Annotated in this window: 17 protein-coding genes; 3 read left to right on the top strand and 14 right to left on the bottom strand. The window is 57.7% G+C overall.

Annotation, left to right across the window (positions count from 1 at the left end):
- Positions 1–13 precede the first annotated feature (13 nt).
- The 9 genes from ACNT1W_RS02940 to bcsR all read right to left on the bottom strand — a co-directional run bounded on the left by ACNT1W_RS02940 (position 14) and on the right by bcsR (position 16,140).
- Positions 14–1,507, bottom strand: a complete 1,494-nt coding sequence (locus ACNT1W_RS02940) for a M16 family metallopeptidase (RefSeq protein ID WP_017891251.1) — start codon at positions 1,505–1,507, stop codon at positions 14–16.
- A 282-nt stretch (positions 1,508–1,789) separates the two neighbouring features.
- Positions 1,790–3,079 carry a dicarboxylate/amino acid:cation symporter gene (locus ACNT1W_RS02935; RefSeq protein WP_012004625.1) on the bottom strand — a complete coding sequence of 430 codons (1,290 nt, stop codon included), beginning with the start codon at positions 3,077–3,079 and terminating at the stop codon, positions 1,790–1,792.
- 293 nt (positions 3,080–3,372) lie between these two features.
- Positions 3,373–5,379 carry a biofilm formation regulator HmsP gene (hmsP, locus tag ACNT1W_RS02930; RefSeq protein WP_419246400.1) on the bottom strand — a complete coding sequence of 669 codons (2,007 nt, stop codon included), beginning with the start codon at positions 5,377–5,379 and terminating at the stop codon, positions 3,373–3,375.
- Between the two features lie 290 nt (positions 5,380–5,669).
- A complete protein-coding gene (bcsC, locus tag ACNT1W_RS02925; RefSeq protein ID WP_419246399.1) occupies positions 5,670–9,143 on the bottom strand; it encodes a cellulose synthase complex outer membrane protein BcsC in 3,474 nt (1,157 codons plus the stop codon).
- Positions 9,125–10,237 carry a cellulose synthase complex periplasmic endoglucanase BcsZ gene (gene bcsZ / locus ACNT1W_RS02920; protein ID WP_218217403.1) on the bottom strand — a complete coding sequence of 371 codons (1,113 nt, stop codon included), beginning with the start codon at positions 10,235–10,237 and terminating at the stop codon, positions 9,125–9,127. The genes bcsC and bcsZ overlap by 19 nt, the downstream gene beginning before the upstream one ends.
- Before the next feature lie 5 nt (positions 10,238–10,242).
- Complete coding sequence (gene bcsB, locus ACNT1W_RS02915) at positions 10,243–12,552, bottom strand: cellulose biosynthesis cyclic di-GMP-binding regulatory protein BcsB (protein ID WP_017891246.1); 2,310 nt, start codon at positions 12,550–12,552, stop codon at positions 10,243–10,245.
- A 55-nt stretch (positions 12,553–12,607) separates the two neighbouring features.
- On the bottom strand, positions 12,608–15,211 hold the full coding sequence (gene bcsA, locus ACNT1W_RS02910; RefSeq protein ID WP_012004620.1) for a UDP-forming cellulose synthase catalytic subunit: 2,604 nt from the start codon (positions 15,209–15,211) through the stop codon (positions 12,608–12,610).
- Entirely contained in the window at positions 15,208–15,945 is a 738-nt protein-coding gene (bcsQ, locus tag ACNT1W_RS02905; protein ID WP_012004619.1) for a cellulose biosynthesis protein BcsQ, read from the bottom strand. Before bcsQ ends, bcsA begins: the two co-directional genes overlap by 4 nt.
- 3 nt (positions 15,946–15,948) lie before the next feature.
- Positions 15,949–16,140 (bottom strand): cellulose biosynthesis protein BcsR, encoded by a 192-nt coding sequence (bcsR, locus tag ACNT1W_RS02900; protein ID WP_017891243.1) that lies wholly within the window; start codon positions 16,138–16,140, stop codon positions 15,949–15,951.
- Positions 16,141–16,338: 198 nt separating this feature from the next.
- Between bcsR and bcsE the strand changes: the two genes are divergently transcribed.
- Genes bcsE through bcsG form a run of 3 tightly spaced genes read left to right on the top strand, consistent with a single transcriptional unit; the run spans position 16,339 to position 19,745 of the window.
- Complete coding sequence (gene bcsE / locus ACNT1W_RS02895) at positions 16,339–17,907, top strand: cellulose biosynthesis protein BcsE (RefSeq protein ID WP_419246398.1); 1,569 nt, start codon at positions 16,339–16,341, stop codon at positions 17,905–17,907.
- A complete protein-coding gene (gene bcsF, locus ACNT1W_RS02890) occupies positions 17,894–18,109 on the top strand; it encodes a cellulose biosynthesis protein BcsF (protein ID WP_017891241.1) in 216 nt (71 codons plus the stop codon). Before bcsE ends, bcsF begins: the two co-directional genes overlap by 14 nt.
- Complete coding sequence (gene bcsG, locus ACNT1W_RS02885; protein ID WP_419246397.1) at positions 18,093–19,745, top strand: cellulose biosynthesis protein BcsG; 1,653 nt, start codon at positions 18,093–18,095, stop codon at positions 19,743–19,745. The genes bcsF and bcsG overlap by 17 nt, the downstream gene beginning before the upstream one ends.
- A 279-nt stretch (positions 19,746–20,024) precedes the next feature.
- On the opposite strand, the gene dppF is transcribed toward bcsG, so the two are convergent.
- From dppF to dppA, 5 genes are all read right to left on the bottom strand, one after another.
- Positions 20,025–21,014: a dipeptide ABC transporter ATP-binding subunit DppF gene (gene dppF, locus ACNT1W_RS02880; RefSeq protein ID WP_012004614.1), complete on the bottom strand. Its 990-nt coding sequence runs from the start codon at positions 21,012–21,014 to the stop codon at positions 20,025–20,027.
- Positions 21,011–21,991: a dipeptide ABC transporter ATP-binding protein gene (gene dppD, locus ACNT1W_RS02875; protein WP_037422859.1), complete on the bottom strand. Its 981-nt coding sequence runs from the start codon at positions 21,989–21,991 to the stop codon at positions 21,011–21,013. The genes dppF and dppD overlap by 4 nt, the downstream gene beginning before the upstream one ends.
- A gap of 14 nt (positions 21,992–22,005) precedes the next feature.
- The gene (gene dppC, locus ACNT1W_RS02870) at positions 22,006–22,908 is read right to left on the bottom strand and encodes a dipeptide ABC transporter permease DppC (protein ID WP_012004612.1); all 903 of its coding nucleotides are present in this window, start codon (positions 22,906–22,908) and stop codon (positions 22,006–22,008) included.
- 11 nt (positions 22,909–22,919) lie between these two features.
- Positions 22,920–23,939, bottom strand: a complete 1,020-nt coding sequence (gene dppB / locus ACNT1W_RS02865) for a dipeptide ABC transporter permease DppB (protein WP_017891237.1) — start codon at positions 23,937–23,939, stop codon at positions 22,920–22,922.
- A gap of 142 nt (positions 23,940–24,081) precedes the next feature.
- Positions 24,082–25,689: a dipeptide ABC transporter periplasmic-binding protein DppA gene (gene dppA, locus ACNT1W_RS02860; protein WP_012004610.1), complete on the bottom strand. Its 1,608-nt coding sequence runs from the start codon at positions 25,687–25,689 to the stop codon at positions 24,082–24,084.
- Between the last annotated feature and the right edge of the window lie 224 nt (positions 25,690–25,913).

Genomic DNA, 25,913 nt, shown 5'->3' with positions numbered 1-25,913 from the left:
GCCCCCTCTATTCTTACTGTGCGCTGGTTTCCGGCGCTGGAGCGGTATCGGTAGGTTTAACTTCTTCCGATACCACGGCAGGTGCCGGGGACATAATGCCGTTATAGGTTTCCTGTAACTGCTTCATGCTCATCTCTGGCTCGCCTTTCGGCTGCATCAACACCAGGGTCGCATCTTGCGAAAGCTGAAGTTTCAGCTCCTGATTCAACGCTTCCAGCGTCAATCCGCTCAGGAACTCCTGGCGCAGCTTTTGATACTGCTCCGGCGCGATATCCACTACGCCACTCTGTTGCGAACGCAGGCGCTGGCTCATCAACACGTCCGTATCGGTGCGGGCATAGGTGGCAAACAGTTTGCTGAGCTGATCGTTTTTCTGCGCCAGCAGGGCGTTAAACTCGTCTTGCGACAAACCGTTATTACGCACGTTAGCCAACTCGCGGGCGATAAAGCCCAGGCTGTTGTTCAGGTTGTTGTTTGGCGTGTCCAGATGGATGGCACATTGGGCGCGTTGGTATTGCACCCGGCAATCGAAGCCCAGATGCAGGTTTTTCTGGTCACTCTTGTCCAGCACCTGCTGGAGATGCCAGAACAACGCTTCGCGAGCCATATCCCCGCGCCAATAGCGGCTCAGATTTTGCGAGTCACGGATCGGGTGCCAGGGTGCATCCCACATGATCGACAGCGTATCCTGTTTCACCTGTTCGCTGATCAGGCTGACCGGCTGCGGTGGCAGGGACGTCAGCGTTGGCATCAGGGCCGGCGTTTCACGCTTGCCTTGTAGCGGCGAGAAGGCTTTGTTGATTTGCTCGCTCAGGCTACGGCTGTCTACCTTGCCCACCACGTACAGCGTCATCGCGTCCGGGGTGTACCACTGCTGGTAGAATTTCTTCAGTTGATCAACATTCACCGGTCGCTTGGGAGGCTGGGCCGGATCGTGTGCCAGCATCGTCGAGCCTTTCAGGCGATAGCGCCACCAGGCATCTTTGGGATTCGGTGGGAAAGTGCCAACCGGATCGATGCTGGAGTTGACCACCGCATGCACCGTATGTTCGTCGATCGCCAGCTTGCCGGTGGTATCGGAAAGCCACGTCAGCGCTTCTTTCAGCAGGTCTGGGCGGTTATTCGGCAAACTGAGATTATAAATGGTGAAGTCATAAGAACTGATGGCCGGCGGCAGTGGGCGGTCGCTGTCTACGCTTTGTTGCCACAGTGAACGCAACTGCGGTGGCGTAAAGCTTTCGCTGCGCGCCAACGACAGGCGCGGCAACAGATGGGCGAAGCCAATCTGCTGTGAAGACTCCACTAAAGAGCCAGTGTTAACCATCAACCGTAGCTCGACGCGATCGCTCGGCCGCTGCGGTGTGTCTAATATCTGCCATGAAAACCCGTTGGCCAACGCCCCCTGCTGCCAGGCAGGGTCGGGTTGTAGTGCTTCAGCCTGCACGCTGCTGTTGGCTGCAGCCAACAGCAGCCCACCTGCTATGAGATGAATTCTGGTGCCCTGCATGTGAACCCCTACTTAATGACTATCCAATTTCTTTATGCAAATGCGGATATTCCATTTACCGGAATATTAGGCTGCGACCAACAGCCTACAAACAAAACGCCCTGAGTTTCACAGTGGGGCGGAAAGCAGAAAGTGTACCATCGAGTTAGACCGCGCGCCTTTGCGGATGTCACTCATTAGTGTGAAAAATAATGGATAACCGTATTTTTAATGCAAGAAATCATTACGCGGGGGGATAAAACATCACCGATTGCCGTGGCAACCGGTGATTTGAGGATAAAATCAGGCCGAAGGCAGTGTTTTATCGGCTCCTGAGCCAGGCTTGTTGGACAGGGTGTCATGCAGCTGCTTTTCATCCAGCTGTTTACACCATTTTGCCACCACCACCGTGGCCACACCGTTACCGACCAGGTTGGTCAGCGCACGGGCTTCGGACATAAAGCGGTCAATGCCCAGAATCAGCGCCAGACCGGCCAGCGGCAGATGGCCGACGGCGGAAATGGTGGCGGCCAGCACGATAAAGCCACTGCCGGTCACCCCTGCCGCCCCTTTAGAGGACAGCAACAGCACCACCAGCAGCGTGACCTGATGGATAACATCCATATGGGTGTTGGTCGCCTGCGCGATAAACACCGCGGCCATGGTCAGGTAGATTGAGGTGCCGTCCAGGTTAAAGGAATAGCCGGTCGGAATAACCAGGCCCACCACCGATTTTTTGCAGCCCAGCTTTTCCATCTTGTCGAGCATGCGTGGCAGTACCGACTCGGAAGAAGAGGTCCCGAGCACGATCAACAACTCTTCTTTGATATAGCGAACGAACTTGAAAATGCTAAAGCCGTTGGCGCGGGCAATCGAGCCCAGCACCACCACCACGAACAGAATGCAGGTGAGATAGAAGCAGGCGATCAGCTGACCAAGCTGCAGCAGCGAGCCCACGCCGTACTTGCCTATGGTGAACGCCATTGCCCCAAAGGCACCCAACGGCGCCAGGCGCATAATCATATTGATGATGCCGAAGATCACGCGGGAGAAGCTTTCGATCACATTAAAGATCAGTTGGCCCTTATCACCCAGGCGATGCAGGGCAAAACCAAACAGCACGGCAAACAGCAGCACCTGCAGAATATTGCCGCTGGCGAAAGCACCGATCACGCTGCCGGGGATGATGTCCAGCAGGAACGGGACAATGCCCTGCTGCTGGGCCTGTTCGGCGTAAACCGCCACCGCCTTGGCATCCAGCGTGCCAGGGTCGATGTTCATCCCGGCACCCGGTTGTACCAGGTTGACGATCAGCAAACCAATCAGCAGCGCAATGGTGCTGACAATTTCAAAATAGAGCAGTGCAATCGCACCGGTGCGGCCTACGGCCTTCATGCTCTCCATGCCCGCGATACCGGTCACCACGGTACAGAAGATCACCGGAGCGATGATCATTTTAATCAGTTTGACGAATCCATCGCCCAGAGGTTTCATCTGCGCGCCAATGTCAGGGTAGAAATGGCCAAGCAGGACACCCAGCGTAATCGCTGTCAGCACCTGAAAATAGAGGCTCTTAAAGATAGTGAGTTTCATATGAACATCCTTTGGGGGGGAAGACACGCACCAGGCGGTAGTCTAGTTATCTCGCCTGTTCATCGCTTGCGCGGAAAATAACACCCACCTAACAACATGGAAATAATTTGTTGCACCAATAGATACATGTTGATACGAATTTAAGAGCTGAAACGCGCCAGCCCAAATGCAAGGCTGTAAATTGCGTAACCCATTGTTTGCACTAACGCGAAAGAGGTAGATAACACTGGCGATTTTCGGACGGGATTATTGGGCGACGTGGCTGTCACCCATGGCGAAAGGCAAAAGGGGGATCAGGCCGGATGCCGGCAGAACTCGGCTTCAAACTCACTGCGCGGTAACGGACGTGCAAACAAAAAGCCCTGGCCGCTATGAATACCCTGCTGCAACAGCCAGTCACGCTGCTCGGCATTTTCGACGCCTTCGGCCATCACCGGCAGCGCCAGCACCTCGGAAATCGAACTGACAATACGCACCATAGCGTCGTCCGTCGGCAGGCCCTGAATAAAGCTCTTGTCGATTTTAATCAAATCGATCGGCAGGCATTTCAATCGGTTGAGGTAATTAAGGCTGGAATACCCCATGCCGAAGTCATCCAGCGCGATGGAAAGCCCCAAATCGTGTAACTCCCGCAACAGCGCCAACGCACGATCGAGATCGTCAATACGCACCGTTTCGGTAATTTCCAGCAACAGCTTGCGCGGATCAATCTGATACTGCGCCAGCAGGCTCTTCAGGTGTGGAATAAAATCTTCATGCTTCATCTGGATTGGGGAGACATTGACCGCCAGCGGCAGCGTAATGCCACGGGCCTGCCAATCGGCCAGGATCAGGCAAGCCTCTTCCAGCACCCAGTTGCCGAGCGGCACAATCACGCCCAGTTCTTCGGCTAACGGAATAACGTCTGCCGGCAGGGTAAAGCTGCCGTCGTACTGCTGCCAGCGCAGCAAGGCCTCGGCACCGATCACCGAGTTGGACTGCATATCGACCTGCGGCTGTAAAAACAGGGTGAAACGGCGCTGCTCGATGGCATGCAGAATTTCACTTTCCTGCGTCAAACGCTTTTGAGTGCGTTCCGTCAGGCTGGGTTCGAAGAACAGCACCTGATTTTTGCCTTCCCGGTGCGCCGACATCATCGCCGAGGTGGCACTGCGCAATAGCTGCTCCGCGCTTTCCCCCGGATTAAGATAATGGGCGATACCGATGCTGGCGCTGGGCCGCAACGGCATCTCCTGCAGGCTCAGCGGCGCATTAATCTGCGCCATGATACGACGCGCCAGTTGCATGGCGTGGAACGGACGCTCGACGCCTTTAGCCAAAATGGCAAACTCGGTTTTGCTCAGCTGCGCCAGCACGCCGTTTTCATCGATGCACTCACGCAGCTTCTTCACCAGCGTCAACAGCAGCACTTCTCGCATTGCCGGATTGAGCACGCCGGAGGCCTCATGCAGGGTTTCAATGCTGATCACCAGCAAGTTAAAACGCTCGGGCCGCAGGCTGGAGGCAATATGCTGCTCCAGCAGGGCGGTGAACAGCGCCTGATTTGGCAGCTCGGTGACCGGATGATGGGTGCTCATGCGGCTCATTTCGGCATAGGCTTTGGCCAGCCGCTGCTGATTGCGGTTGTAATTGCGCACCAGCAGCCCCAGTTCGTCGTCCTGGTGTAACGCCGGCAGCATCAGTTGATGGTATGGCGCCTCTTCCTGGGAAATATTTTCCAGCTCTTTGGCCATCGCCCGCAGCGGATGCACCATCAGCCGGTTCATACACCAGCTAATGGAGACCGACAGGATCAGCGCCAGCAGCAAATAGGTCGATAACATGGTCGACAACATGCTGAGAATGAACTGGTACATGCGGAACGAATCGGCCTGCAGCACCAGATAAGCCAATGGCTGCGGGTTGGCCGGCACGCGCTCCAGCGAATAGAGCGGAACCGAAATCTGGATTGGCAGCTCGAACAGGCGAGCAATCAGCGTCGGTACCGGGCGTTCCGGCGGAAAATTGGCGTGTAATGCCTGGAATTCGTTCGGCAGTACGATATCCGCCCGGCTCAGAATGCCGACCGGCAGCAGGGTATTCAGCACCCGCTTGGTTTCCGGCACGTCCATGCGCAGCACGGCCTCCGCCAGCGGCTGACGAACGGAATGAGCAATATTTTCCAGTTGCTGGGCATAGTCATCCCTGCGCTGCTGCACAAAATGGAATAACTGGATCACGATAAAGATGCAGATTGTCACCAGCGCTACGCCGGAAACCGTTGCCATCTGTTTAATCGTTAATGAACGCCTGACCCGCAAACCTGCTCTCCGCTAATTCGGGCTGAAATAAAAAAGGGATGAATAATACCCATCCCTCGGACCGGTCTGAGTATACTCGATTGTCTGCTGTTTTTATCTTGCCATACCCAGGACAAAACCAAGAAAACCGCGGGTTTCAGTATTTTCCTAATGAAACGCAGCTTATAAAGCCGGTTATTAGTGATAGCGCCCCTCGGTGCGCCAGGCCCGGGTATCTCAGGCTATAGACCAAACTCACACAGGGTAGCAAAACTACCCTGTGCCGACACTCTGAATCTACCTGAGTTGGGTTACTTGAAATCGGCGTATGGCGTCAGCGGCTGCGGCGGTAAATCCAGGTCGCCTTGCCAACCGGCCATCGAATAACGCAGATAGATTAACGCGTGGCTTGGCGTATAGTCCTTCGCCTGCTGAATATCAAGCCCGGCACCCAGCGTCCAGTGCGAACTGAGGCGTCGCTCGACAATGGCCCGCAGGGTATAACCGACACCGGAAGAGGAACTGCCGTCTTCTACCGCAAACTTGTCCGGCAGCGAGTCCGGGATCAGCCCTTGCAGCGGATAACGTTGCTGACTGTTGGTTTTCGAATGGGACAACGACACCGACCCACCCAGCTCCCATGACCAGTTCTCGGTCCGCTGGCGATAATTGACCGGCACCGCCAGCGACATATATTGCTGTGGGCTGTAATAGCCGCCCTGGCCGAGAGAATAACCACTCAAATCCTTCTGATAGTGCCACAGCATGGTGTTCAACCCGACGGTGACGCGGCGGTTATCTTCATTGATCAGCTTGTAATAATAACCGGCCATAAAGCGTTCACGTTGGTTATCCTCAACGTTTTTACCGGCCAACTGATGCGCGCTGAGATCGGCCCAGACGCCATGCGCCTCGCCGCGATCGTAGCTGCCGCTCAGGCTGACCCCGGTGGCGCGCACGCCGCCCCAGGTGGTGCCGGTGTTCGGATCTTTGGTGCCGCCAAATGCCAGCAATGAGCTGGAAATCGGCCGCCGCGATGCCGCCAGCGTCCAGCCAATGTGGTTCCAGTCACTGCTGTAGGCCAGCCCGCCGACCCAGTCGACCACGTCGAAGCCCATCGGCGTGGTACCGATATCCCCCGCCCAGCGATCGTTCTTCCAGCCAACCGCCACGCTGGTGCCGGTGGTTTTCTGATGTTCGTCGCCGCTACAACCCTGGGTATTACAGGTGCCAAAGGTCTCGTAATATTTACCGCTGCCGTCGCTAGAGAAACTGCCGGCATCCAACTGCACGGTATCGGAACGGAAAAAAGCCCGCCCGTCGTACAACGGCATGTCCACCTGCAGCATGGTGTCGTGCGCTTTGTAATCGGAGATACCGCCGGTGCCGCTCGAACCCCAGTAATCGTGATCGAGCGTGACGTTAACGTCCTGCTGACGGTACAAATCTGCCGCATCCGAGCGAATACCCCGCTTGAGCCAGTCGTCGCTCGGGTTGTTGCGTGTCAGATAGGTATAACTGTCGTTATCCTGCGGCACGTCTGGCGCAATGCCGCTGGCCACCATCGCCTGTTTATAATCCTGTTGCGCCAGCGTCGGTTGGCGTTGGTCGCGCTCGAGCCGGGCCGCATCGCGGTAAATCAACGCCTTCGACTGGCTTGCCGGCTCTGATTGGGCCGCGGTTTTTAGCCGGGTAAAGATATCGGTGGCTTTTTGCGGTTCGCCAACGGCATACCAGGCGTTAGCCTCCCGTCGCTCGCTGTTGCCTGAGGGGGTTGGCTCCGGCGCTTTGGTTTGCAGCCGCTGGCGTGCCTCGTTCAGCTTGCCCTGCGCCACATAGGCCTCGATTTCGCCCAGTCGCGCATCCGGGTTATTCGGTTCGCGAACCCGCACCCGCTGATAGTCGGCCAGTGCGGCGTCATAGTCACCGCGTGCCAGCGCCCAATCGGCCAACTGGAGATCGATACGGGTGTCCGCCGGCTGGCGGCGCAGATAAGCCACCGCACCCGGCTCGTCGCCTGCGGCACGCAGCCGCTCGGCATGTTCCAGCGTCGCCTGCATTTTCAGTCGCTGCGCCAGTTCGCGCATATTGTCGTTCCACTGCGCGCTAGGCAAAGTATTCAACTGCGTCAGCGCCTGCTGGTCGCGATCGCTGCCGGAGAGATACAGCGCATAGGCATAGGCCAGTTGCGGGTTGCCGCGCTGTTTTTGCGCCAGCCGACTGAACAGGACATCCGCCTGCTCTGGCTGTCCGGCCTGACGCAGCGTTTGCGCGTAGTGGTAGGTCAACCAGACGTCATCGGGGTCCATCTGCTGGGCGCGGCGATATTTTTCCGCCGCCTGATGCCACTGCTTTTGCTGTGCCAACTGCTCGGCCTGCTGCTTGAGCATATCGAGCTGCAAACCCTCGAGCGTACTGCGCATTTTGTTTTGCTGGCTGCGCGGCAGGCTGTTGAGATAGGCCAGCGCCTTTTCCGGCGACTGACGCTGATAGATATTCACCAGACCGCGCACCGCACTGCCGCTGCCCGGATCCAGGCGTAGCGCCTGCTGATAGAAACGCTCGGCGGCGGCATCATCTTTACGCGCCACCGCAACGTCACCCAGGCCGATCACCGCACTGCTGTCGGTGTTGTCGAACTGCCGCGCCTGTTGGTATTTTTGCTGCGCCAGCGCCAAATTACCGGCTTTCAACGCCTTGTCACCTTCGTCGACCGCCAGCCAATAGCTGTTGCTCTTGATCAAACTCTGCCATTTACTGCTGCCATAGCCGCTTTTATCGGCCTGCAACGCCTGGCGGAACAGGCTCAACGCTTGCGGACGGTTACCTGCGCGGGAATAAGCCTGCCCGAGCGCGCCCAGCACTTCGGCGTCATTGGGAGAAGCCGCCAGCGCTTTCTTCAGTTCGGGAATGGCGGCACGGCTGCCGCCCTTGTCGACCTGCGCCAGCCCGCGCACCCGCGCCAGATAGGCCGGGTCGGACAACAACGCCTGCTGTCGTGCCAGTTCTTGCCGGGCGCTGACCGCCTGATCGCCTGTCTCAAATACCCCGAGAAAACGGTTCAGAGCCGCCACGCTTTGCGGGCTGACCGGCATGGCTTTCACTTTTTCCAGCCACAGATCGGCGGCATCCCCGCGACCGGCCGGGTCTGCGGCCACTTTCTGCAGTAAATCATAGGCCTGAGCATCGCGATCCTGACTAAACAGCATCCGCGCCAGCGACATGCGCAGCGGCACGTTGCCGGAATATTGCTGATCCAACGTCTGCAGTTGTTTCAGCGCCGCCGCTTCCTGCCCGGGCAGCCGAGCCACCAACCGCCAGTATTCCACCGCCAGCTCAAGCGTCGGCGGATCCCCATGGAACAGAGCGTCATACTGCGCCTTGGCCTCCGGCAAACGTCCGGCGGTCGCCATCAGCCGCGCCTGCTGCAACTTTTGGCGGGTTTCCGGTTGGGTCAGCAGCATATTCATTTCCGCCTGGCGATAGGCGCTGGACTGCGGCGCAATCTTTTTCAGCTTATCCAACTGCTGTTGCGCCAATGCCTGATTCCCCTGGCGTAACGCCAGGCGCATACGCGCTGAAATCACCTCCGGGTTGTTCGGATCCATCAGTTCAAGCCGGTAGAGCGATTGGCGAACCAGCTCATCTTTGTTGCCGGCCTCGCCAACGCGCACCTGCTCCAGCAGCCACTGTTCCGGCGCGACGGTTTCTGCCCCCTGCGCCTGCGGTAGCATTGCCAGACTTAAAGGCACCAGACCCAGCCAGTTTATTCGGAAGTTACGCATTGGCCGCCCCAGGAGGGTTGAAGTTCACCCTGCCGATTAAAACGATAACGTTGTTGATCCCATCCCTGGCCAAACAGCGCCAGCGAGGCGCTGAAATAGGCGTCGTCGCCCGGCGGGTTTTGCTTAATGCGTTGGCGTTGTACCTGTAACGCCTCGGGTTGATTGGCCAGCATCGGCAACATCGAGGCAGAAAAACCTACCGGGCCGTTACCCGTGGTTTTGCCGCTGGCGGTGTCGGTTTTCTCCGGCGGCACGCCCTGTTGAACGGTGAGCTGTGCCATAGGTTGCAACTGCTTGAGCAGCGCCGCCTTGTGTTGATCGTCGTCCGCCAGCATACCGGCCCACAAATAGGCCCTGATGGCGTCGTAGCTGCCGATGTTCGGCTTGACGGTGTCCGGTTGCCAGCCTTTGCCCACCTGCCACACCACCCAGTCCGGCAAGAAGCCGTGAGGGGCCGTCTCCAGCCATAGCCGTTGATTGGTTTGCTGCATCGCACGCCATGGGCCGTTCAACGCGGCAAAACGCGCCAACAGTTGCGGCGGCAGGTAGCTTGGGTTGAGCCGCCAGCGATCTTCCGCCACAAACCCCACCTTACCCGGTAACAACATCAGCCCCAGACCGGGAATATCAGCCACTTCTTCACGGGCAATCCGCTGCAACAGCAGGGTACCGAGAGTTTGATAGCGACGGCTTTTCCACAGGCGACCCGCCTCCAGCAGGTTATAGGCAATCCACAGATCGGAATCGGAGGCCGAATTGCTGTCCAGCACCGTCCACTGCTTTTTATCGTCCTCACCCCATAGCCAGGCCGGCAAATGGGCGCTGAGATCGCCCGCCGCCAGATTATTTTCCGTCCACGTCAGCAGTTGGTCGAAAGCAGGTCGATCGTTGGCCACCAGCGCGAAGAACAGGCCATAACTCTGGCCTTCCGAGGTTGTGATTCGATTCGGGCTACTCGGATCGATCACCCGTCCCTGCTCGCTGATATAAAACTGTTTGTACTGTTGCCAGGCCGGCCACTCGCAGGTGGCTACCGCGCTGAATGAGCACAGTAGCAACATGCCGAATGTCAGACGCTTCAATGCCGCAGGCATAGCGATTAATCCCGATCTTCAGGCGACAGGCGACGACGGCTGAAGGCTTTCAAACCACGCCACAACAACAGCGCCAGGATCACCACCACCACGACCGCAATCACTGCCAGCAACACCGGGTGAGTCGACAGCGCATGCCAGATACGCTCCCACCACGGCAGGTGACCGACGTAATAAACGTCGCCCACGCGCAGGCTGTTCACCCCGGATTCCCGGATCACCGCCACCGAACCAAACACCGCCGCACGCTTGCCACTGTCCAGCAGTGCATTGTTGAGCAGGTCGTAGCCACGCGGGCTGTCGGCCAGCAACGCCACAATGCTGCGCTGATCGTTAAACGGTGACTGCACGCCAACAATCGCCGACATGGCCCCTTCTGAACTGATGGTAGTTTTGCTGTCCGCCTTGGTGTCCTCCGCCAGCACGTCCATGGTCGGCAGCGGCAACTGCCGCGTCGGCTGCTTCACCCAGCTCTGGGTGGCATCCACCAGCAGGTTGATTTTTTTGTCGTCCCGCAGTTCCGGCGGAATAGTGCCGATCATCAGAATATCGGCATCGCGTTCCTTGGCCTGCGACCAGTCGTCACTCACCGTCACCGCCAGCGCCGGATAACCGGTCTGGGCGCCGATAACGCCCATCGCGTTCAGCAATGCGCTGACCTGAGATGGCTGTGGCTGCTTGTTCACCAGCACCAGGGTCTGCGACAGATCGGCCAAACGGCTGAAAGGGAAACCGGCATTGGCAAAGGCACGCAGATCCGGCATCGCCATAAAGTGGCGGTAACCGGAGAAATCAATGGTCGATGAACCGTCGATCACCGCATGGTTGGCGGTGAAGGAGTAGGTTTCACAGCGTCCTTCGGCACCGCTGGCGAGCAGAGTGGTGTAGTCAAAGTCGAAACGCAGTTGGTTGGTGGCTCCCAGCCGCAGCGCCGGGATATTGACGCTCTTGTCCGAGTCGATCAGCCCCTGGGTCAGTGGCAAACGTAACAGTTGAGCGCCCTGCTCATGCTCCGGCACCAGCGAATAGGCCTGCACAAACTGGTTGTTCAGGCTGACGCTCAGGCGCGAGCCGTCCTGAATGCGCGGCGCGGTGTAGCGATATTTCAGATGCATATCAATGCCGGTACTGCGGATCAGGAACAGGTCCGGCGGCAGATTCATGGTCAGCGAGATCGGACCCGGCTCAATGCCGCTGGTCTGCAGTTGTTCAGCATACTGCTGCAGCTCGGCAAAGGTCATTGGCCTGTCGGTACGCACCCAGTTAGGCGCGTCATACGGCTGGCGCGGCGCCAGTTGTTCGACCTTGTCCACCGTAACATTCTGGCCACGGAACAGGATGTTACCCTGCGCAATGCCTTTCACGGCGGTGATCAAATCGTTGTCGTCACGGCCCTGCACCAGCAGCAGCTTGATGTACGGATTATCCGGATGGCTGATCATCTCCACCGTCGGGCCGTTGACCGGCGGATAATCGCGCAGGAAGTCCGGGCGCTGCTTATTGGTGGCAAAAACGATGGCATGCTGCTCCGGCAGCTTGTTATACAGCGTCGGGAACGACTGGCCGCGCCACTGCGCTTTGCTGCCGAACCACGAGGCCAGAATGCCCGCAGCCCGCTGCTGGGTGATATCCGGCTGGCCGGCAAACACCATTGGCAAGGTCAGCGGCCGGTTGTCGCGACTGTCGAAGAACGGCTCCGGGAAATGCGAAAGCTCGTTTTTCACCGGCAGGGTTTGGTAGCGTAGATTCAACGAACTGGATTTGCTGACTTCGAGCCACAGCGTGGTGCTGGCCGGGTTTTCACAAATGTTCTGGTAATGACCAACGAACACCAGCCGCACACGGTTAAAATCGGTGATATAGCGCGGATCGATGGCCATCTGGATACGATTGGGTTTGCCGAGCTGCTCTTTGGCGAGAGTGGTCACGCCCATCAGTTCGTCATTGAGGTACACCTTGACGTGCGACTCCACCGGGATCAGCGAAGGTGACGGGGTGAATTCCAGGTCGAGCATCGCCTGCGATACCACTTCATCGCTGCGCACACCGAATTCGACCTGGCCATCCGGCCGGGTGCCACGCAGGGTAAAGGTGCCCGGCGGCGGCGCAATCTTGGCAAACGGCAATTGCACGTCACGCACCGGCGCATTCGGATCCTGCGGCGCGACCGATCCCATGGGTGTCGTAACCGCTGCGTCGGCTGGCACCGCCAGCGGCGGTTGTGCGGCAACGGTCGGCGCGGTGGCAGTTTCAGCCTGAGACAGGGTGCTGATGCCTAAGGCCAGGGCGGTAAACCAGGTTATTTTTCTCGTCATCGTATCATCATCAATGTTAGAGCCTGGGGGCCAGGCGAGTAAGCGGGCGGTTTGCCTATACCACTGTCTCTTTTTGGCTGAAGGCCGGAGCCCTGCCGACGCCGTGCGGGATAAATGACACTATCCAGCCAATCAGCGTCGTGGTTCCAACCAGCAGGCGGCGCACCATCGGCGGTGCGTAATCCGCCATACGTATATAACCCCGGAAGCCCAGCGCCAGAACGTCGCGCAGGCTTTCGATCGGTTTATCTTCAGGGAACCCGTCCTGCCACAACGCCCAGGTATCGGCGCGGGCAAAGGTGCACTGAATAAAATCAATATGTTCACGGGTGCTAAGGCCTACCATGCGGATGCCCACCTTGCTGCCGAAGGCGCGCGTGACCACGCACGGGAAGCTGTATTCCTGCTGACCGCGTTTGAGTAACAACGACGCCTTGTCACCGTCTTTCAGCGCGTCCGCCACGCGCATCTCAATCCCCACCCCGCCGTCGGAGTAATCGCGCAGCGTGCAGGGGAACAGATGGCCGTCGGCACGAGCAATGGCGGCCGGCATGGCAATCTCCACCCGGTGCGCCTGGCGAACTTGCTTGGCCTCTACCGCCACCGCCACCGCGCCGCCGAGGATGGTCATGTTGTACAAGACCCACACCAGGCTGATGATCACCGTCATCACTTCATCCGCCGGGCCGTAGCCCAGACGCCAGACGCCGAAGAACAGCCCGGCCAGGTTCAAAATCACCAGGAACATATAGGGCCGGGTAATCACCCAGTCGACATGCTCCTCCTCCACCAGCCCGCCTTTGGCGGTCACGTTGAATTTACCCTTGTGCGGATTGAACAGCGCCACCGTGGTCGGCCGGGCGATGTACCAGGCCAGCACTGTCTCGTAGATCTCGCTCCAGAAAGAGTGGCGGTATTTGCCCTGAATACGCGAGTTGGTCAGGCTGGCGTGGATCATATGCGGCAGCACGTACAGCGCGATCGCCAGCGCCGGAGCAAAGATGATATAGGCGTGCAGCAGCAGGAAAGCCAAAGGCGCGGTGAGGAAGATCAGCCGCGGAATACCGGAAAGGAAGTGCAGCATGGCGTTGGCGTAACACAACCGCTGCGCCAGTTTCAGCCCCTTGCCGAACAACGGGTTGTCCAGCCGGAAGATCTGCACCATGCCCCGCGCCCAGCGAATACGCTGCCCAATGTGCGCCGACAGGCTTTCGGTCGCCAGCCCCGCCGCCTGCGGGATACGAATATAGGCAGAGGTGTGCCCGCGCCGGTGCAAACGCAGCGAGGTATGGGCGTCTTCGGTAACGGTTTCCACCGCAATACCGCCGATTTCATCCAGCGCACTGCGCCGCAGGATAGCGCAGGAGCCGCAGAAGAAGGTCGCGTCCCACATGTCATTGCCGTCCTGCACCAGGCCATAAAACAGCGTGCCTTCGTTCGGTGTCTGGCGGAAACGCCCGAGGTTGCGTTCAAACGGATCCGGCGAGAAGAAGTGATGCGGGGTCTGCAGCATCGCCAGTTTTTTGTCTTTGAAGAACCAGCCCATGGTCAATTGCAGGAAAGAGCGCGTCGGCACGTGGTCACAGTCGAAAATCGCCACAAACTCACCGGTCGCCTGTTTCAGTGCGTTATTGATGTTACCGGCCTTGGCGTGTTCATGGGTTGGCCTGGCAATATATTTCACCCCCACCTCTTCGGCGAAGGCCTTGAATTCAGGCCGGTTGCCGTCGTCGAGAATGTAAATGGTGACCTTCTCTTTTGGCCAGTCGATGCCCAGCGCGGCGTAGATAGTGGGCTTCACTACCCCCAGATCTTCGTTATAGGTTGGCACCAGCAGATCGATGGTCGGCCAGGTCGAACTGTCGGCGGGCATCGGTACCGGCTGACGGTTAAGCGGCCAGACGGTCTGGAAATAGCCCAGCACCAGTACCACCCAGGCATAGGTTTCCGCCACCAGTAACAGCAGACCGCAGGTCAGGCTAAGAGGATCGTCCCAGTTCAGCGTGGCGGTATAGCGCCACCACAGGTAACGACAGGACACGGTCAGCGACAGCACGATCAGCATCAGCGCCGGCAGGCGGCCCGGTACACGGCGCACTACCATGGCGATGCCCCACAACAACAGCACAAACACAAACTGCGCAGGCAGGTCGAACGGCTGCGAAATACACAGGATCGCCAGGATCGCCGCCAATACGCCGACAATAATAAACAGCACGCGGCGCACTCGCTGGTTCATCCGGCTCAGCCGTGCCACCGAGCGCTGCTCCAGTCCGGCATTTTCCAGCCGTTGCGGGATAGTTTTCAGCCAGTTGGCGTAGCGCAATTGCAGGCGCTGCCAACCGGCGAAACGCTGATGGTCCATCGGCTCGCGATCGGTACGGAACACCAACAGCCACAATCCCTGCACCAGATAACGCAGCACATCAGCCGGCCGCGGGCGGCTAGACGACAGATGCGGGAACCAATAGGCACGACCGGCCCGCAGCCGTTGCCAGCCCGGCGATTCAAAGCGCAGAAAAATCCAGCCCAACGCCACCAGCAGCGTAGTGAAAAAGGCGGTAAAGGCCGATGAGCCATGGCGACGATAGGCGCGATAACGCGTCTGCACCGCCTGTTGGACCGGCGGCACCAGCAGCAGGCTCATCACCCGGCTCATGGCGCCGTATCCTTCAGGTTGATCAGACACCAGTTGGCCAGCGTCAGCACTTCATCTGCGGCCAGGCTTTCCGGTCGATACTCGCCCAGCGGCTGCTTTACCGCCAGCGCTTCGGCCATCGCCTCATCACGGTGGATGACCACCGGTAACAGTCCGCCCAGGGTTTGCAGCCATAGCTGATGCAAATCCTGCTGGAGCTGGCTGGCAGCGAAATAGTGGTTAATCAGGAAACGGCAACCTTCCGGTAACGCCTGTTGATGCAACCGCACCTGGCAGTTAGCGTCCGGGGCGATCAGCATAAATACGCAGTCAGCCAACGGCAGTGCCTGCGCGGCCAACAGGGGGTCATCCGCCGGCAAGTCCAGCAGGATCCAGTTGTACTGCGCACTGGCGCTTAGCTGCGCCAGATTCTCCTGCCAGCGGGTGGGATGTTGCCGGCAATATTGTTGTAAATTTAACCGTTCTGCCGCGGTGAGCTGACCAAAGGGCAGAAAGTCGAGGTTTTCGCAGTAGCGCATCGCGCCCTGCTGCCATTCGCCGCCGTCCTGCTCCGCCCTGGCCCAACCGCGTGGCAGCTCAAACGGCGTATTAAAATGCAGACGCAGCAGGTTATCCGGCGCGAAATCGACGGCCAGCACCGACTCGCCCAATTGCTGTAATGCCCACGCAAGCGCCGCGGTGACCGACGTTGCGCCCATCCCGCCTCGCAAACCCTGCAGCGCAATCACTGGCATAAATTAGTGGCTCCCCGTGTTCTGCACCAGTTCGGCCAGCAGCGGCCAGCGAGTCATCATCTGCGTTAAACGCTCCTGACGCGAAATATCGATATAACTTAATTTGGGTAAGGAAAATGCATGACTGAGGGCCAGCAGATCATCCTGTGTTTCTGGCGGTACTACTGCATGAAAGCGCGTTAATTGATTATTCATTCTGCCGCCTTTAAAAATAGGCTAATGTTAATTAACTATAGCAACGTAATAAAAAGACATGGCCAATAAGATGATTCCTAACAGATATTATTACACAGAATGTAAGATTTGTTATTATTGATCCCAATGATAATATGACTGAATAGCAATGCTCAGTTGGCCACGACGACACTTTCAACGAAAGTAGAAACATAACCTATGGCGCAATCTTTCTCATTAGGTATTCGGCAGGTTTGGGAAGAACTGTCTGTCATGCAGGCCCCGGGTCTGTATTGGGTGAATATCGACCGTCAAACCGATGCTAACCTGCTTTGCCAACAAACCCTGGCCGCCCAGGCCACAACCAGCCAGGTGGCATTGATTTGCAGTGGGGATAAACCTGACCGACTGCTGGCCGAACTTGCCTCACCGGCGCTGAAAAAAATTCCGCTGTACCAGCTGCCGGAAAAAAAAGCCGCGCTGACGCATTTCAGCGACGACCTGATGCGCGCCTTAAAACCCCAAAACCGCTTATTAATCCTGTTGGCCCATGCCAGTTTGTGGCAAACCTTCACCAGTGAAGAACTGCGCGACTGGACCCGCACTACCGGCGCCTGGTTACGCCGACAAGGCTGCACGCTGCTGATCCTCAGCCACGGCGGCGGCGTCAACAAACTCAAGGGGCAACTCAGCGCCCAGCACCGGATCCTTAACGGCCTGTCCAGCCTGCAGTGGCAACAGGACAGCGCACAGTATTTGGTTAACTGGTGGAGTACCGAAAACGGCATCAATGCCAACCAACTGCTGACGCTGTATGCCGGTGAAAACGGCTGGCAGGGTGACGATGACAACAACAAACCCTCGCCGACCTCCATTCGCAGCGATGAAGGACTTTATCTGGCCCAACAGAGCATTCTGGAAGGTGCGCCGCCGCTGTCGGCCAACTGGCAACTGCTGGAAAGTAATGCGCTACTGGCGCAGCACGGCATGCTGACACTCTCGGCAACGTTGATTTTTGCGCTGTACCAAAGCGATGAAATCGATGCACTGGCACACCAAATCCACAGCCTGCGCCGCCAACGCGGCAACGGGCTGAAAATCGTGGTGCGCGAGATGAGCGCCAGCCTGCGTTACAGCGACGAACGCCTGCTGCTGGCCTGCGGCGCCAACCTGATTGTGCCGCACGTGGCACCGCTGTCGCGCTTTCTGACCATGCTTGAAGGCATTCAGGGGCAGCGCTTCTCACGCCACGTTCCGGCAGATATCGACGCCCTGCTGGCCGGGTTGCGGCCGTTGCAGTTGAAGGGCTACATGCGGCCGGATGATTTTAGTCAGGCGGTCATTTCGCTGATGGGCAACACGCTGTTGCCGGAGGATGGTAAAGGCGTGATGGTCGCACTGCGCCCGGCGCCGGGGCTGCGTGCCGAACAGGCGATGACCCTGTGTTTTTTGCGCCGCTTCGGCGACGTGATGACCGTGGTGCAAGGCCGGCTGGTGCTGTTCCTCTCCACCTGCCGAATTAACGATTTGGATACCGCCCTGAAATTTATCTTCCGCCTGCCGGTAGACGAAGCCTTCAGCAACCGGGTGGTCTGGCATCAGGACGTAGATATTATTTCAGAAATCAAACGGCTGGCGCACAACGCCCCGGTTCCGTTGGGCGCGGCGACCGCAGCGGTGGCACCACGTCAAACCGCCGCCGAGGCAGCAAGCCCGCAGGAACGCCGTCAACCGGTGGCCTTCACGCTAACCACCACGGCACAGGAGAACAAGCATGTTGAACCTTAGCGATATTGTGCAGTTGATTATCCTGTGCGCCATTATTTTTATTCCACTGGGCTATGCCTTTCATCGGCGTTTCCCGCACTGGCGTCAATACTGGCAAAACCTGTTGTTATCACCGCGCTATTTAAAATCCGCCGGGTTATGGGTGCGCGAAGGTTCTTCATCCCAGATTAAGCGTAAAAACAGCCATGAAGCCAACAAATAACCCGCAATCCGATAACTCCCTGTGGCGCTACTGGCGTGGGCTGGGGGGCTGGAACTACTACTTCCTGGCCAAGTTTGCCCTGTTGTGGTTCGGTTACCTGAATTTCCACGCACTGCCAAACCTGGTGTTCATGGCATTTTTGTTGATGCCGATACCGGCGCTGCGCGTGCATCGCTGGCGACATTACCTGGCGATCCCGATCGGTTTCGCGCTGTTCTATCACGACACCTGGCTGCCCGGCATCAACAGCATCATGAGCCAGGGCTCGCAACTGACCGGCTTCAGTGCCCAGTATCTGCTGGAGTTGACCAACCGCTTTATCAACTGGCAGATGATTGGCGCCGCCTTTGTGATGCTGATTGCCTATCTGTTTTTATCCCAGTGGATACGGGTGACAGTGTTCACCGTTGCCGCGCTGGTGTGGCTGAACCTGGTCAATATTGCCGGCCCGGCAGTGTCACTGCTGCCCGCCAGCAGCACCGCTTCCACCAGCGGCACACCGGCAGCGACAGCCCCGGCGGCTGGCGGTGATAGCGTCCCGGCGGACAGTGCGCCACCCACCAGCGCCAACCTGACGGCCTATCTGAACCAGTTCTACGATAAGGAAAAGGCCCGCGCCACCGCCTTCCCGGCCAGCCTGCCTGCCGATGCTCAGCCATTCGACCTGCTGGTGATCAATATCTGTTCGCTGGCCTGGGCCGACATGGATGCGGTGAAACTGGAAAACCACCCGCTGTGGTCGAAGATGGACATTATGTTCGACAACTTCAACTCGGCGACCGCCTACAGCGGCCCGGCGGCCATCCGTTTGCTGCGCGCCAGCTGCGGTCAACCCTCACACCACGACCTGTATCAACCGGTGAATCAGCAGTGCTATCTGTTTGATAATCTGGCCAAGCTGGGCTTCAAAGAACAGCTGATGCTCGATCACTCCGGCGTGTTCGGTAACTTCCTCAAAGAGCTGCGTGAACAAGGGGATATACAGGCCCCGCTGATGTCTCAGGCCGGTATCGGCAATGAACTGGCGTCGTTTGACGGCGAACCGATTTACAACGATCTGGAACTGCTCACCCGCTGGCTGAGCCAGCAGCAAAAGGCCGGCGATACCCGCAGCGCCACCTTCTTCAACGTCATTCCGCTGCATGACGGCAACCGTTTTGTCGGTTCGAACAAGAGCGCCGACTATCAGCCGCGGGCGCAAAAACTGTTCGACCAGTTGAATACCTTCCTTGATCAACTGGAGAAGTCCGGGCGCAAGGTGATGGTGGTGATTGTGCCGGAACACGGCGCAGCGCTGGTGGGGGACAAAATGCAGATGTCCGGCCTGCGGGATATCCCCAGCCCGAACATTACCCATACGCCGGTGGGCATCAAACTGGTGGGCATGAAAGCGCCGCATCAGGGCAGCCCGCTGCAGGTTAAAACGCCGAGCAGCTACCTGGCACTTTCCGAGTTGGTCGCCCGCCTGGTCGACGGTAAAGCGTTCACCGCCCCAAGCGTCGACTGGCAGGCGCTGACGCAGAACCTGCCGCAGACGGCGGTCATTTCGGAGAATGACAACGCCATCGTGATGCAATACCAGGGTAAACCGTACATCCGCTTGAACGGCGGTGATTGGGTGCCTTACCCCCAGTAAATGCAGCTAAGAGTCTGGCCCGTTATTATTAAGCACGCCTTCGGGCGTGCTTTTTTATAGCCGATATCAGGCAAAGTTAAACTTAAGCGATTCAATTATTATGATCGTGCGAAGATTCCTAACTAACGATTATTTCGTCAGGATTTCGTTAAGAGAAATAAGCGCTATTAATACGAATTAATTATTCGCTCAATAAACTAATTAATAAACCAATGGGTTTAATCAAAAAAATGCCGGCGTAAATGCCGGCATTCTAATTAATCGTGATTGATAACAAAGTTATGCCGCAGGATTTTCATCCTGATCGACCGCAAAGCAGGCCACCATCTGTTCGCCGTATTGCTTCAACTGGGGCTGCAACTGGGTACAGGGTCCAAAAGCACGACGGCAGCGGGCATTGAATGCACAACCCGGCGGTGGATTCATCGGGCTGGGCAGTTCGCCGGTCAGCTTGATGCGTTCACGACGCATATCCGGATTCAGACGTGGCGTCGCAGACAACAACGCCTGGGTATACGGATGACGCGGGTTGTTGAAAATGGCATCTTTGCTGCCCTTTTCCACACAGCGACCGAGGTACATCACCATCACTTCGTCGGCAATATGCTCAACTACCGACAAATCGTGCGAGATGAACACATAGGACAGCCCCAAATCCTGCTGCAGATCCATCATCAGATTCAGTACCTGCGCCCGCACCGAGACATCAAGGGCGGAGACAGGTTCGTCGGCAATCACCACGTCCGGGTTAAGCATCAGCCCGCGTGCGATAGCAATACGCTGCCGTTGTCCGCCAGAAAACATGTGCGGGTAGCGATCGTAATGTTCAGTTTTCAGACCGACCTTGGCCATCATCTCCAGCGCTTTTTCACGACGTTGCGCGCTGTTTAGCCCGGTATTGATCTGCAGCGGCTCCTCGAGGATCTGCCCGACCTTTTTACGTGGGTTAAGCGATCCGTAAGGATTCTGGAACACAATCTGGATCTTCTGGCGCCGCAGCTTCTCCGCGGTGACGTCCGGTTTCAGCAGATCCTGCCCCTGATAGTACAGCTCACCGCCGGTCGGCACTTCAATCATCGTCAACAAACGGCCCAGCGTTGACTTGCCACAGCCGGACTCGCCCACCACCGCCAGCGTTTTGCCACGCTCAAGGGTGAAAGAGACGCCGTCCAGCGCTTTAACCAGCCTTTCCGGGGCAAAGATGCCCTTCTTGACCGGGTAGTGTTTCTTCAGGTCAATCGCCTGCAATAAGGGTTGGTTCTGGCTCATACGGTCGGCCTCCCCGCATCATCCAGCGGTGTGTGACATTTAACCTGACGGCCGGGAATGGTGCGTAATTCCGGCTCTTCAACGCGGCAGCGCTCATTGGCGTACGGGCAACGCGGGTTGAGCAAACAACCGCTTGGGCGGTCATATTTGCCCGGTACCACGCCCGGCAGCGAAGCCAGGCGCGCCTTGTCAGCCGCGAACTCCGGCAGCGCGCGCAATAGCGCCTGAGTATAAGGATGCCGCGGTGCGCGGAAGATTTCCGATGCTTTACCGGATTCCACTACCTGACCGGCATACATCACGATGATGTGATGCGCCGCCTCGGACACCAGCGCCAAATCGTGGGTAATCAGCAGCAGCGCCATATTTTCCCGCTGCTGCAACTCCAGCAGCAGCTCGATAATTTGCGCCTGGATGGTCACGTCGAGTGCGGTGGTAGGTTCATCGGCAATCAGCAGCTTCGGCCGACAGGCAATCGCCATGGCGATCATCACGCGCTGGCTCATCCCACCGGAAAGCTGGTGCGGATACACGTCCAGCCGCGAGGCCGGATCGGGAATGCCCACCTGCGTCAGCAGATCGATAGCCCGCTGACGACGGGTGCGACGGTTGCCGCCCTGATGCACCTTCAGCGCTTCCATAATCTGGAAACCGACGGTGTAGCACGGGTTCAGGCTGGTCATCGGATCCTGGAAGATCATCGCCACTTCCGAGCCCACCAGTTGGCGGCGCTCTTTTTCGGAAATTTTGCGCAGATCCTGGCCGTTAAACTCCAGCTTTTCGGCCATCACCTTACCGGGGAAGTCGATCAGCCCCATAATCGCCAGCGAGCTGACGGATTTGCCGGAGCCGGATTCACCGACGATCCCCACTACCTGGCCCTGCTCCACGCTGTAACTGATTCGGTCTACCGCGCGGAAAGGGGTGCCTTCGTCACCGAAGTGCACCGAAAGCTTGTCTACATTTAATAACGCCATCTCTCTCGTCCTCTTTACTGCTTGAGTTTGGGGTCGAGAGCATCACGCAAGCCGTCCCCCATCAGGTTAAATGCAAGCACCGTCAGCAGGATCGCCACGCCAGGGAAGGTTACTACCCACCAGGCGCTTTGTGCGAACTGCAGTACGTCGGAGAGCATGGTGCCCCACTCCGGCGTTGGCGGTTGTGCACCCATACCCAGGAAGCCGAGAGCGGCCATATCCAGGATAGCGTTCGAGAAACCCAGAGAAGCCTGAACGATCAGCGGCGCCAGGCAGTTTGGCAGGATATTGATAAACATTTGGCGCATCGCACCGGCCCCCGCCACGCGTGAAGCGGTGACGTAGTCGCGGTTCACTTCCACCAATACCGCAGCACGGGTCAGACGCACATAGTGCGGCAAGGCGACAAAGGTTAACGCCAGTGAAGCATTGACGATCGACGGACCGAAAATCGCCACCAATACCAACGCCAACAGCAGGCTGGGCAACGCCAGCATAATGTCGACGATACGCATGATGATGGCATCCACCACGCCGCCAAAGTATCCGGCCAGCAGGCCCAGCACCACGCCCATGATCAGCGACAGCACCACCACCAGGCAGCCAACCAACAGTGACAGTCGGGCGCCATACATCAGGCGCGACAGCACATCGCGGCCAACGTCATCAGTACCCAGCAGATATTGCCAACTGCCGCCTTCCTGCCAGACCGGCGGCTTGAGCAACGCATCGCGGAACTGATCCGCCGGCGCATGCGGTGCCAGCACCCCGGCACCGATGGCAATCACAAACATCAGAACGATATACACCAGGCCGACAACGGCCCCTTTATTGCGCTTGAAATAGTGCCAGAACTCCTGGAACGGGCTCATCGGCTTCGGCGCACCTTTAACTACAGACTCAGTGACTTGAGACATTAGAGCGCCCCTTATTTCTTGTGGCGAATACGCGGGTTGACCACGCCGTAGAGCACGTCTACCAGCAGGTTAACCAGAATAATCATACAGGCGACCAGCAATACGCCGCCCTGAACAACCGGATAGTCGCGACGTTGCAATGCGTCCATCAGCCAACGCCCCAGGCCCGGCCAGGAGAAGATGGTTTCGGTCAGGATCGCACCGGCCAACATGGTGCCGACCTGCAGGCCGATCACCGTCACGACCGGCAGCAAGGCGTTACGCAGCGCATGCACCACAATCACCCGCATACGGCTCACGCCCTTGGCGCGCGCGGTACGGATATAATCTTCGCCCAGCACTTCCAGCATCGAGGAGCGCGTCATACGCACAATGACCGCCAGCGGGATGGTGCCCAACACGATGGCCGGCAGGATCATATGCATCACGGCGTCAGCGAAGTCGCCCGGTTCGCCCCAGATCAGGGTGTCGATCAGCATAAAGCCGGTCAACGGCAGGCTATCGTCAAGGAACACCGTATCGCTGACCCGTCCCGATACCGGCGTCAGGTTGAGCTGCACCGAGACCAGCATGATCAACATCATGCCCCACCAGAAAATCGGCATCGAATAGCCGGTCAGTGAGATACCCACCGCGGTATGATCGAATATTGAGCCTCGCCTGACCGCCGCCAGCACCCCAACCGGAATGCCCACCAGCACGGCGAAAATCATCGCGCAGAGCCCCAACTCCAGCGTAGCCTTGAAGCGCGGAACGAACTCTTCCCAAACGGAGATACGGCTTTTAAGCGAGGTACCCAGATCGCCATGCAACACGTTGGATACGTAAGTGAAATATTGTTGATAGAGCGGTTTATCCAGCCCCATTTCCGCCATCAGGTGTGCATGGCGTTCTGCGGAGATCCCGCGTTCCCCGGCCATGATGGTCACCGGGTCGCCGGGGATCATATGGACGAATGCAAAAGTCAGCAAAGTAATGCCGATAAACGTTGGGATAACTAACCCCAAACGTCGGAGTATGAACTGCAACATATCCCGAACTCTCTGTATCAATGCCCGGCAGCTCATCGTCCGCCAGGCTTATTAAAGCTCACACACCTCTGGTGCTTCTCTGCCTACGGGCAACCCCACCCCTCCCTTAAAGAGAGGGGCGTGGTATTAACCGGTAGTAAAATTAATCCAGAGAGACATTCTCAAAGTGATGCTTACCAAGCGGATCCACGACGTAGCCCTTCACTTCCTTACGCACTGGCTCGTAAACGGTGGAGTGGGCAACAATCAGCGCCGGAGCCTGATCGTGCATCACTACCTGAGCCTGTTTGTACAGTTCGATGCGTTTGTCGTGGTTCGATTCGGCGCGCGCCGGTTGAATGAGATCTTCAAACGGCTTGTAGCACCAGCGAGAGTAGTTGGAACCGTCTTTAGCCGCGGCGCAGCTAAACAGCGTGGCGAAGAAGTTATCCGGATCCCCATTGTCGCCGGTCCAGCCCATCATCACCGTCTGATGTTCGCCCGCTTTGGCGCGCTTGAGGTATTCGCCCCACTCATAGGTTACGATTTTGGCTTTCACGCCGATTTTCGCCCAGTCAGACTGGATCATTTCTGCCATGCGGCGCGCGTTCGGGTTGTACGGACGCTGTACCGGCATTGCCCACAGATCGATGGAGAAACCGTCTGCCATGCCCGCTTCTTTCAGCAGTTCTTTAGCCTTGACCGGATCGTAGGTGTAGTCTTTCACCGCGTCGTTATAGCCCCACATGGTCGGTGGGATCAGGTTCTTGGCCGCCTGGCCTGCACCCTGGTACACCGCGTCGATGATCGCCTGCTTGTTGACCGCCAGGGTCAACGCCTGACGCACCTTCAGGTTATCCAGCGGTTTTTTCTCAACGTTGAACGACAGGTAGCCGACGTTCAGCCCCGGTTGTTCCATCAGGTTGATGGTTTTGTCCTGCTTCATGCGCGCGATGTCAGCCGGGTTCGGGTACGGCATCACCTGGCATTCGTTTTTCTGCAGTTTGGCGTAACGCACGGAAGCGTCTGGCGTGATGGAGAACACTAAACGGTCAATCTTCGGCTTGGTGCCCCAGAAACCGTCAAACGCCTTATAGAGAATTTTGGAGTCTTTCTGGTATTGCAGCAGTTGGAACGGACCGGTACCGATTGGGTTCAGGTCAATTTTCTCCGGGGTGCCGGCCTTCATCATTACGTCGGCGTATTCGGCAGACAGAATAGAAGCGAAGTCCATGCCCAGGTCAGCCACAAACGGGGCTTCCGGACGGGTCAGCACAAAGCGAACGGTGTAGTCGTCCACTTTCTCGATTTTGGCGATCAGCTTCGGCATGTCCATGCCTTCAAAGTACTCATAGCTGCCGCCGGAGACTTTGTGATAGGCATTTTTCGCGTCCAGCTGACGTTCGAAGGAGAACACCACGTCGTCGGCGTTGAAATCACGGGTCGGTTTGAAGTCTTTGCTGCTCTGCCACTTCACGCCTTTACGCAGGTGGAAGGTGTAGATTTTGCCGTCTTCGCTGACATCCCATTTTTCAGCCAGGCCCGGCTGCAGTTCGGTGGTGCCGATTTTGAATTCGACCAGACGGTTGTAAATAGGCACCGAGCTGGCGTCATAGGTAGTACCCGAGGTGAACAGCTGCGGGTTGAACCCTTCCGGGGAACCTTCAGAACAGTAAACCAGAGTCTTGGCTTGCACGCTGGCCGCAACGGTCAGCGCAATCAGCCCAATACCGAATTTCAGAATCCCTGTTTTTCCCAAGGAACTTGTCATCGTTTGTGCTCCATTATGTGATGTGATGTGTGTATTACCGCCAGAGCCTGTATTTTTTATTGCGCGGCCTGTGCAGTCGTGCCCGAAGGCTGGGAGGGATAATTGCGCGAGAGAGCCGGGTGGAACGCCTCCCGGTGGGGGCGTCTGAGCGCGTGGAATTCACTCAAACAACTCTCGCTCTTACCCCTGAGGCTACCAAATTGCCAACTGTTTGGGGTGTCGTC

Origin of the sequence: Serratia sp. NFX21 (assembly GCF_048517035.1) — a bacterium.
Classification (GTDB): Bacteria; Pseudomonadota; Gammaproteobacteria; order Enterobacterales; family Enterobacteriaceae; genus Serratia; species Serratia quinivorans.
This window is presented reverse-complemented; position numbering and strand designations above follow the sequence as displayed.